We start from the raw sequence: 8,878 nt of genomic DNA, 5'->3' as shown, positions 1-8,878 counted from the left end.
AGGCCTTCCGCCTCCTCAACATCAGCCCCGTCGCCTGTACCCAGTAATCGACTCGCTCGCGAGCACATAACCGCGAGGAATCAAAACGATATGCGCGCCGCGTGCTCAAAGTTCGGCTTAGCTGCATTTCGGGCCCTCAAACTTCGGTCTAGTTGGCTCATTGGCCTCACAACGGAAGTCAGGGAGTTCGCCCCGCTTTGGCGCGGTCTCCTGATGATGGCTTCGTAGGGATGATCGTTGACCGAATAGGCCGTCTGACAATCCACGCCGGCGGCAGCGGCCTTGCGTGCCAGCCCATTCAGGTATCGGGTCGTCTCTTCCCACTTGGCGCCATAAACGACGTCGTCGACAATCCCGTGGCCTCGGTTCGGCGGATTGCCAGTGACCTGCGGAGGATGATGCGACTCACGAAAATCGACGCATAAGCTATTACCCCGCGCCCAAGGCTGATGTCCCCTGCACGTCATCGAGGGACGACATCAGTGTCTCCAACTCCGTGGTGATTTGCGTCTGGCGCTCGCGAAAATGGTGTCGCTCAAGCTGCCTGGCGGATTCCTCCAGATGGTCCCGGGCACGTTCCATCTGTGCCAGGCGCCATCGATTCTCCTGCTGCAGCGATTGATATAGTGCGCCGAGAAGTGCAACGCGCAGCATCTCGGAGACCAGTCCGGGCATCAAGACAGAGCGAGCCACGTATCGGTGTGGGGGGCTCCCGGGGTGGGGTCCCGGCAGGGCAGGCATGGGTAGAAGGCGGCGGGCGGCAGGGCCAGCTTCGGTATGATGCAGGACATGAAAGACGGGGACGGCCGGCGCATCCAGATACGACAATACAGCATCCAGCCATGTGTCGACGCAATTGCCGGCTTCCTCGCTGGTGGCACATCCGGGGAGCCAGGTAGCCTCCGGCAACCGGTCCTCGAGCCGCTGGCGCAGGCGCGCCCCCGCGACCAGCCACACCGCCGTTGGCGCGCGAACGTGCTCGGCCGCCACAGCGACCGCCAGGTGGTCATTGAATCCGCCGCAAAAACCTCGGTCAGCCCCAATCGCGAGCAAGAGCTGGCGGCCTTCCTCGGCAGCTGGTTCCGGCACCACTATATCGGCCAGCGCATGAAGCACCGTCTGCTCTGCCACTTCCTGAGCAGGCAGCGCGCGGCCCACGCGGTGCAACTCTGCAAGGGCAAGATTTTTCATCGCCCTGACGATTTGTCGCAGCTCGTCGAGCATGCGGGAATGCTCCCGGTAGCTGGTGCTGCTCATCTCCGCCCCAGCCAGGCCACAGTGAACTTCACCCAGTCAGCGCGCGGTGCCGACAGCGCAGGCGCAGCCGCGACGTTCTCACAAAGGCGCCCGAGGGCAAGCTGTAGCGCGTCAGGCGACAGCGAATCGAGCCAGCCTTCGGCCAACGCCACTAGCCAGGCCATTTGATAGGCAATCGGACGCGGTTCCAGCCGAGGCTGGCGGAACAGCGCCTGCAGCAGCCGGCCGCGCGCGACGCGCGCTGCCATGTCCGGTTCCAGCCGCGTGCCGAAGCGCGTGAAGGTCTCCAGTTCCAGGAACTGCAGATAATCCAGCCGCAGCCGCGCGGCTTCCCTGGCAATCGCCTTGTCTTGCGCCTTTCCGCCGATGCGCGATACCGAACGCCCGATATCGATCGCCGGCAGTACGCCCGCCGCGAACAGCGGGTGGCTCAGGTAGATCTGGCCGTCCGTGATGGAAATCAGGTTGGTCGGAATATAGCTCGCGAGCTCTCCTTGCTGGGTCGGGACAATGGGCAACGCAGTCAGGCTGCCGCCCCCCTGCGTCGGCGCCAGGGCCGTGGCCCGCTCCAACAAGCGCGAGTGAAGGTAGAAGATATCGCCAGGATAGGCCTCACGGCCAGGCGGGCGGCGCAGCAGCAAAGACAGCTCGCGGTAAGCCTGGGCATGCAGGACAAGATCGTCATAGACAATCAGCACATCATGGCCCTCGCGCATCCAGTATTCTGCCAGCGCGCAGCCCGCAAACGGGGCCAGGTACTGCACACCTGGCAATGCGTTCGCTTCGGCCACAACGACCGTCGTATGGGCAAGCCCTCCGGTCTGGCGCAGCAGGTCGATCGTCTCGGCCACGGCCGCCCTGCGCTGGCCAATCAGCACATAGACACACCGCACGCCCTGGCCAACCTGGTTGATGACGGCATCCTGCGCCAGTGCGCTCTTGCCCGTACCGTCGTCTCCGATGATGAGTTGGCGCTGGCCACGGCCGATGGGCAACAACGTATCGACGATGGTGTTCCCGGTGTACAGGGGACGCGTTACCGGCTCCCGTTCGACAATGGGCGGTGACGCCGACTCCATCGGCCGGTAAGCCGCGATGACCGGGGGCGGCTGATCATCGAGTATGCTGCCCAGCGGGTCGACGACGCGGCCGAGCAAGGCGTCGCCGGCGCCAATTGCCAGCCGCCGGCCCGTGCGGCGCACGCGGACGCCGGCGGCAGTGCCGCGCGGCTGGTCCAGCAGAATGGCGCCGATCAGCCGCTCATCGAGTTGGAAAGCCAATGCCCGGCTGCCATCGTCAGCACTCAGCAACTCGCCGTGCCGCGTGGATGGCAGCCCGACAATCCACGCGATGCCGTCCGCCACGCCCACGATCTCGCCGCGCTCCTCGATAAAGAGGCCGATACCTGGGTCATTCATGCTGCTATTTCGGAACGTCCCGTGAATGCATCAAGTGCGCGAGCCAGGGTGGCGCCCATAACATAGCCATCCAGCCTGACGGTCAGGCCGGCGAGGACCGCCGGGTCAAGGCTCCAGTGTGTGCCGACCGGCTTCCCGAACAGCGCCACAAGGGCTGCTTCGACCTCTTGGCGCAATGCCTTGTCCGGCACGAATGCCGTGGCGACTTCAAACGGCCCGGCCGGCGGGGATGCAAGTAGACGGTGGCGAGCCGCGCCGTCCAGCGCGGCCAGGTCGCGAAGGAACAGTGCAATGATGGCGCGCTCCAGTTCTGGCCCGGCCAGGCGGACCAGGTAACCGCGCAGGAAGGCATCTGCTCGCGTTGCCGCCTGAGCATCAAGCCTGCGTTGATCCTGTTGCTGTTGCGCTGCCAGCCGGGCGACTGCCTTGGCGCGCTCATCGGCCAGTACCTGCTCCAGTGCCGCCATGCGCCTGGCACGCTCGGCGGCAATGTCGTCCGCAAGCTGCCGCAGGGCGGCATCGCGCGCAAGTTCCTGCTCTGAACGCTGGCGCGCCAGGCAGGCTTTCTCCTCCTGAAGTTGCCGTGCCTGATCGGCAAGCGCCTGCCGTGCAGACTCGGTCTCTTGCTGCCTGCGCGCAATGAAGGCCTGTACCGGCCGGAACAGGAAGTGCGTCAGCAGCCAGAGAAGCACCAGGAAGTTGACAATCTCCAGGATGAAAGTGGTGGCATCGAGACCCATTTTGGTGACCTCAGTGCAGCAGGTATTCGAGCAACGGATTGCGGAACAGAATGATCAGCACGATCACCAGGCAATAGATGGCGAGGGACTCGATCATGGCCAGGCCAATGAACAGCGTCCGGCTGATGGCCTTTTCCGCCTCGGGCTGCCGCGCTAGGGCATCGAGCGCCCTGGCGATGGCGCGTCCCATGGCGAGCGCGGGGAAGAAGGTCCCGAGCGCAATAGCAAGGCCCGCCACCACGGTGGAGGCCAGACTGAAAAGGTGGATGTCGGTCATTGTTCATTCTCCGTTGGCAAAGGGGGAACCGCGTCGCCGCGCGCCTCGATCGCGCTACCGATATAGATGAGCGCCAGCATGCCGAAGATGTAGGCCTGAACCAGCGCCTCCACCACATGCAACATCAGCAGCGGCACCGGTACCAGGAAGCCGGCAACGAGCAGTACCAAGAGCGCCGCCATCTCCAGGCTCATCATGTTGCCGAACAACCGCACCGCCAGCGCCAGCGTGCGCGTGAACTCGCTGATCAGATGAAAGGGCAGCAGGATCGGGCTTGGCTCCAGGTAGTGCCGCAGATAAGCTCGCCAGCCGGCTTCACGCACACCGTAGCCGTGCACGGCAAGAAACACCAGCAACGCCAGCGCGCCGGTGACCGATATATCCCTTGTCGGCGCTGACAGGCCGGGCACCAGCCCCAGCAGGTTGGCGCTGACGATGAACATCCATAGGGTTCCGATAAATGGCAGGACGCGCGGTACTACCGCCTGCGGCACCACCTCCGCCACGGCATCGCGCATCAGCACGACCATCACCTCTACGGCCATCTGAATCCGGCCCGGCCGTGCGGACAGGCGCGTGCTGAGCCAAGCCGCAAGCCCGGCAAGCAGCAACGTCAGCGCAAGCGACAGAAGCGCAGGCTCACGAAGGGATATCCCCGCAATGGTGAGCCAGACGCGGCTGCCCAGGCCTTCTCCGTTCATTCGTCGAACCTCTTCAGGAAACGGTAGACGTTATAGGCGCCCACGCCGATGCCGAGCACGATCAGGCTCACGGTCCAGCGCACGGAATAGCCTGCCAGATGGGTGTCCAGCCAGCGGCCGAGATAGGCGCCCAGCAGCAACGGCACGACCAACAGCAAGCCAATGGTTCCACCGGTGACCATCAGGCCGATCGGCCCGCTCGGCCGATAGCGGCGGCGGCGTTCGATCTGGCGCCTAAGCGCACTACGCAAGTTGTCGTCGCGTTGGCTCATGACGTGCGCGCCTCCGCCCACTCGCGCAAGCGCTTCATCATGGCGTGCTCCATTTCGGCTCTCGACTGGCGATTGGCGCCGCGCGTCTCGCTTTCGCTGGCCAATTGCCGGGCCAGTTGTGCGGTAAGGGCCTGCGGGTCGTCCTGCAGCAGAAAACGCGCGCTGACAATGCTGACAACGTCGTCGCGGCACACCAGGGGCCCGCCGGTACAGGCGAGGAAGCGGATTTCGCCGCCCGCCATCCGGCAGCGCAGCAGCCCTGGTTCCAGCACCGTGACGAAAGGTTCATGACCGGGCCTGATACCGAACTGGCCGCTGGCGTCCGCGCAGACGAGGCCATGCACCCCGTCCAGCCGGGATTCGCACTTGCCATCCAGTAAGCGGATCGACAGGGCGCTCATTGCGGCATCTCCCCTTGCATATAGCACGCTTCTTCCGGCAGCGCGTCGAACGCGCCATCGAGAAAGCGTTCACAGTCCGCCAAGGTCGATGCAAGCGGTACTGACACGCCTGGCATGCCGGTATGGTCGGCTACCACCTGGAAGGGTTGAGAGAGGTAGCGCTGCAGACGGCGGGCACGTCCGACGATCCGGCGATCGTCCGCGGACAACTCCTCGACACCAAGCATGGCGATGATGTCTTCCAGCTCCTTGTAGCGCGCCAGATGTTCGCGCACCGCCCGCGCCAGCTGGTAGTGCCGCTCGCCAATCACGCGCGGGTCGATCAAACGGCTGCTGGACGCGAGAGGATCGACGGCGGGATAGATTCCATGCGCGGCTTGGTCACGTGAGAGGATGACCGTGGAATCGAGGTGCCTGAGGATGGCTATCACCGCCGGATCGCTCATGTCATCGGCCGGGACAAACACCGCCTGCACGGCCGTAATGGCGCCGCTGCGGGTCGACAAGATGCGCTCCTGAAGGCTGGCAACTTCGGTCAACAGCGTGGGCTGGTAGCCGACACTTGCCGGCATCCGACCGAGCAGCCCGGATATCTCAGTACCCGCCTGTACGAAGCGGAACAGGTTGTCCATCAGGAACAAGACCTCGCCGGCGCCCTGGTCTCGCAAGAACTCGGCGTAGGTCAGGGCCGAGAATCCCGCGCGGTAGCGCACGCCGGGAGATTCGTCCATTTGCCCGAATACCAGGACCGCCCGGTCCATGACGCCGGCGCCGCGCATCGCGTGCCAGAGCTCGTGCCCTTCGCGGATGCGTTCGCCGACGCCGGCAAACACCGAGACGCCCTGATGAATCGTACTCACCGCGTGCATGAACTCCATCATCAGTACGGTCTTGCCCACGCCGGCGCCGCCGAACAGTCCGGTCTTGCCGCCGCGCACGAACGGGCACAGCAGGTCAACCACCTTGATGCCCGTCGGAAGAATCTCTTCTCCCGGCACCACTTCGGTCAACGCCGGAGGGGCTGAGAGGATGGATCGCTTCTCGTTGCGCAGCAACGGCGGGCCACCATCGAGCGGATCGCCCAGGACATCCAGCAACCGCCCCCGGCAGCCGCTCTCGACGGGCACCATGACTGGTCCGCCGCTATCGGTCACAGACGCACCGCGTGCCACACCATCCGTAAGGTGCAGCGCAATCGTCCGGACCCGGCTTTCGTCCAGGTGCTGGAACACCTCCAGCGTGATGGACGCCCCATCCAGCCGAAGCAGCAAAGCATGGCCAATCGGTGGCAGTAGGTCGCAGCGCACGTCCACCACAGGGCCGCGCACCGCAGTCACCTGGCCGATCGGATTCGGGTTATGTTGTTCCTGCATCTTGCGTCAGCCCCATGGCTCAGTGCAGTGCTAAGGCAACGATCCTTTCTAAAGCATAGGCTATGCCTTCCCACCTCAGCCTGATACACGTCAGCGGCGGCGCGCGACACTTACTAGTTGTCCATCGGACGCTGCCACGCGCGAGCGCACGGCAGCCGGTCCGTAGCAGGCGAGCTGGCCCGGCCGCGATAGCGGAAGTGCCAGGGGTTGAACCGGGTAGGTGCTCGTCTTTACGCGATGTCCGGTTCACCACCAGCCTCGGCTAGCGGACCACCAGAACTGGGATATTGCAATGGGTCAGCACCTTCTGGGTCTCGCTGCCTAGCAGCAGGCCCTGCAAGCCCCCGAGGCCGTGTGACGCCATGACGATGAGATCACAGTTGCGTTCCTCCCCGGCCTGGATGATCGCCTCATAGGGGTGATTGTGGGTGACGCTGATCGTCTCGCAGGCCAGCCCCGCTTCCTGCGCCGCCTGTGAGACCTCCGCCAGGTATTGCTCCGCACGCTGTTCAGCAAGTTGTGCGTAGCGTTCTTGAGTGTCCTCCAGCATGTCAATCCGATGCGTAAAAACACGGAACTCTGGAATGACATGCACTCCGGTAATCCTCGCCTCGAATGCCTTGGCGAGCGTCACCGCCGCGCGAATGGCGGCCTCCGAGAGCGTCGATCCATCGGTGGGCACCAAGAGATGCTGGAACATGTTTTCCTCCTCATGGTCGGGCCTTCGGCCCCTCGGCTAGGCAACTGAATGGTATGACAATCGCTTCCGACCGGCGTGACGCCCTCCTTACTTGCCGTGGCCTGAGATCCGCGCATCCTGTCCTTAGCAACTTCACGGCTCGCCGAACACGGCAGCTGGCACGAAAAACAGGCTTTAGGATGCGGCAGGGCCGTCCGGTACCCCCAAGACGAGGGATGTCCAAAATAGGTCTCCAATCTGTGCAGACGCGCGCCGCGTGCTAGGCTGTATTAAATGGACTGCGACGGATCCTCAGTTGTGGATATGAGGCGGACTTATCATGTCTATCGAAAGGTATCGAGGTTACATAGTCGAGGGGTTCGCAAAACCTGCCGGGAACGGAGTGTTCGCATCCATGGGACGCGTGACCAGAGGCCGGCATACCATCAGGGAGTCCGACGTGCTCGGGCTTCACGAAAGGAATGAGCGCGCCCAGAGCGAAGGCATCTCGTGGGCTCAGAGGTTCGTTGATCAGTTTGAAGGCCCGCGTGACGCCTAGCTCATCAAGGACGGTCGAGCCGTCCGCGTCTTGCCAGGAATTACGGTGTCGGGGCAGGCCGAACGAGGCCGCCACCGGTGGGCTGGCCACGCTGCGCGCCGAGGCCCGTCATGTGGCCAGTGCGGCGGAAGCAGAGCGCGACGCGGCACGCGCCGAGACCGCCGCCGCGCGCGAGGACGGCGATCTCCGCGCAGGTGGCCGAAGCGGGATGCCGCGGTGCCGGGCCGCAGGGCACGCCGATTAAAGCTCTTGAAATCTTCCTGGCCCAACACAAACCAACTTTTGACCAGTTTCGCGGTAACGCGCGCTGCGGGTTTTTGTTGGTATGCCAGCGGTAGTGTCAGGGGCCCAGAAGCGCGTACGAAACGGCGACGCGGAGGTGCGACCCTATGCGCAGGAGCGCTTCAGCGGTAGCTTTCGCCGCGTGATCGAGCTGCCGCAGTCGGCCGACCCGGACAAGGTTCAGGCACGTTACGCCAACGGTTGCCTGTCGATCAGCGTGGGCAAGCGCGAAGCTTCGCGCCCGCGTGCCATTACCGTCAGCTGAGATCAGGAGGGAGCTATGAATACGTCGAACCCGGTCGTCCAGCGCGACCAGAACCAGCAAGGCAGCCAGGGCGCCGTTGCCCGGCATGGCGAAGACATGCAAGCGATGACTTTGGTGCCCGCGGTCGACATCTACGAGACCGCTGCCGGCGTTACGCTGTGGGCCGATCTGCCGGGCGTGCCGCGCGAAAAGCTGGAGGTGAATGTCCACGACGCCAGCCTACGCATCGAAGGCGAAGCCGTGGTGGCGACGCCGGCCGGCCTACGCGTGCAGCATGCCGAGGTGCGGCAGCCGCGTTATGCGCGTACCTTCACGCTCAGTCCCGACCTGGATGCCTCGGCATCGCGGCCAACCTGCAAGACGGCGTGCTGAAGGTGACCATCCCGCGCCGCGAAGAAGCCAAGCCGCGGCGGATCGAAGTCTCGGTCGGCTGACCGGCCAACTGCACAGGACGGCGGCGAATGGCGCCGCCGTTTTGGCTTCCTATCTCTGGTTCAGCAGCGTGCGCGTCGACCATCCAGCCGGTCGGCCATCGAAGATGCGATCATCGTACCTTCCGTGCCACTTCCGGCGCCAGCATGGCGCGAAGCCATCTCCGGCTTGGCTCTGGGCGCCGCTTGTCGACGCACCTAACTTGCGATCAGGGGTCATCGT

The 8,878-nt window shown here is 64.3% G+C and carries 9 protein-coding genes and 2 pseudogenes; 2 read left to right on the top strand and 9 right to left on the bottom strand.

The window, feature by feature from the left end; genetic code table 11:
• Positions 1-429 precede the first annotated feature (429 nt).
• From AC3WL8_RS37050 to AC3WL8_RS37010, 9 genes are all read right to left on the bottom strand, one after another.
• Entirely contained in the window at positions 430-1,257 is an 828-nt protein-coding gene (locus AC3WL8_RS37050; RefSeq protein WP_492379986.1) for a F0F1 ATP synthase subunit gamma, read from the bottom strand.
• Positions 1,254-2,675 (bottom strand): F0F1 ATP synthase subunit alpha, encoded by a 1,422-nt coding sequence (locus AC3WL8_RS37045; RefSeq protein ID WP_492379985.1) that lies wholly within the window; start codon positions 2,673-2,675, stop codon positions 1,254-1,256. Before AC3WL8_RS37045 ends, AC3WL8_RS37050 begins: the two co-directional genes overlap by 4 nt.
• Positions 2,672-3,415: a F0F1 ATP synthase subunit delta gene (locus tag AC3WL8_RS37040; RefSeq protein ID WP_492379984.1), complete on the bottom strand. Its 744-nt coding sequence runs from the start codon at positions 3,413-3,415 to the stop codon at positions 2,672-2,674. Before AC3WL8_RS37040 ends, AC3WL8_RS37045 begins: the two co-directional genes overlap by 4 nt.
• Before the next feature lie 10 nt (positions 3,416-3,425).
• On the bottom strand, positions 3,426-3,692 hold the full coding sequence (locus AC3WL8_RS37035; protein WP_492379983.1) for a F0F1 ATP synthase subunit C: 267 nt from the start codon (positions 3,690-3,692) through the stop codon (positions 3,426-3,428).
• Positions 3,689-4,393, bottom strand: coding sequence for a F0F1 ATP synthase subunit A (locus AC3WL8_RS37030; protein ID WP_492379982.1), 705 nt, complete (start codon positions 4,391-4,393; stop codon positions 3,689-3,691). The genes AC3WL8_RS37035 and AC3WL8_RS37030 overlap by 4 nt, the downstream gene beginning before the upstream one ends.
• Positions 4,390-4,665, bottom strand: a complete 276-nt coding sequence (locus AC3WL8_RS37025) for an AtpZ/AtpI family protein (RefSeq protein WP_492379981.1) — start codon at positions 4,663-4,665, stop codon at positions 4,390-4,392. Before AC3WL8_RS37025 ends, AC3WL8_RS37030 begins: the two co-directional genes overlap by 4 nt.
• On the bottom strand, positions 4,662-5,066 hold the full coding sequence (locus AC3WL8_RS37020; RefSeq protein ID WP_492379980.1) for a F0F1 ATP synthase subunit delta/epsilon: 405 nt from the start codon (positions 5,064-5,066) through the stop codon (positions 4,662-4,664). Before AC3WL8_RS37020 ends, AC3WL8_RS37025 begins: the two co-directional genes overlap by 4 nt.
• Positions 5,063-6,439 (bottom strand): F0F1 ATP synthase subunit beta, encoded by a 1,377-nt coding sequence (atpD, locus tag AC3WL8_RS37015; RefSeq protein ID WP_492379979.1) that lies wholly within the window; start codon positions 6,437-6,439, stop codon positions 5,063-5,065. Before atpD ends, AC3WL8_RS37020 begins: the two co-directional genes overlap by 4 nt.
• Before the next feature lie 262 nt (positions 6,440-6,701).
• Positions 6,702-7,139, bottom strand: a complete 438-nt coding sequence (locus AC3WL8_RS37010) for a universal stress protein (RefSeq protein ID WP_153956319.1) — start codon at positions 7,137-7,139, stop codon at positions 6,702-6,704.
• An 875-nt stretch (positions 7,140-8,014) separates the two neighbouring features.
• On the opposite strand from AC3WL8_RS37010, the pseudogene AC3WL8_RS37005 reads away from it, so the two are divergent.
• Together AC3WL8_RS37005 and AC3WL8_RS37000 are read left to right on the top strand one after the other, a co-directional pair.
• Positions 8,015-8,224 (top strand): annotated as a pseudogene (locus AC3WL8_RS37005) (Hsp20/alpha crystallin family protein); the annotation flags it as partial.
• A 15-nt stretch (positions 8,225-8,239) separates the two neighbouring features.
• A pseudogene (locus AC3WL8_RS37000) lies at positions 8,240-8,658 on the top strand (Hsp20/alpha crystallin family protein).
• Positions 8,659-8,878 lie beyond the last annotated feature (220 nt).

The organism is Cupriavidus sp. FW305-F7 (assembly GCF_058782875.1).
The sequence above is the reverse complement of the archived record's forward strand: the minus strand, read 5'-3'. Positions and strand labels throughout refer to the sequence as shown.

Bases quoted from the DNA above. Each gene is read 5' to 3' on its own strand.
- AC3WL8_RS37010 (WP_153956319.1), bottom strand. From the start codon at position 7,139: ATGTTCCAGCATCTCTTGGTGCCCACCGATGGATCGACGCTCTCGGAG.
- AC3WL8_RS37030 (WP_492379982.1), bottom strand. From the start codon at position 4,393: ATGAACGGAGAAGGCCTGGGCAGCCGCGTCTGGCTCACCATTGCGGGG.
- AC3WL8_RS37050 (WP_492379986.1), bottom strand. From the start codon at position 1,257: ATGAGCAGCACCAGCTACCGGGAGCATTCCCGCATGCTCGACGAGCTG.
- AC3WL8_RS37025 (WP_492379981.1), bottom strand. From the start codon at position 4,665: ATGAGCCAACGCGACGACAACTTGCGTAGTGCGCTTAGGCGCCAGATC.
- AC3WL8_RS37020 (WP_492379980.1), bottom strand. From the start codon at position 5,066: ATGAGCGCCCTGTCGATCCGCTTACTGGATGGCAAGTGCGAATCCCGG.
- AC3WL8_RS37040 (WP_492379984.1), bottom strand. From the start codon at position 3,415: ATGGGTCTCGATGCCACCACTTTCATCCTGGAGATTGTCAACTTCCTG.
- AC3WL8_RS37045 (WP_492379985.1), bottom strand. From the start codon at position 2,675: ATGAATGACCCAGGTATCGGCCTCTTTATCGAGGAGCGCGGCGAGATC.
- atpD (WP_492379979.1), bottom strand. From the start codon at position 6,439: ATGCAGGAACAACATAACCCGAATCCGATCGGCCAGGTGACTGCGGTG.
- AC3WL8_RS37035 (WP_492379983.1), bottom strand. From the start codon at position 3,692: ATGACCGACATCCACCTTTTCAGTCTGGCCTCCACCGTGGTGGCGGGC.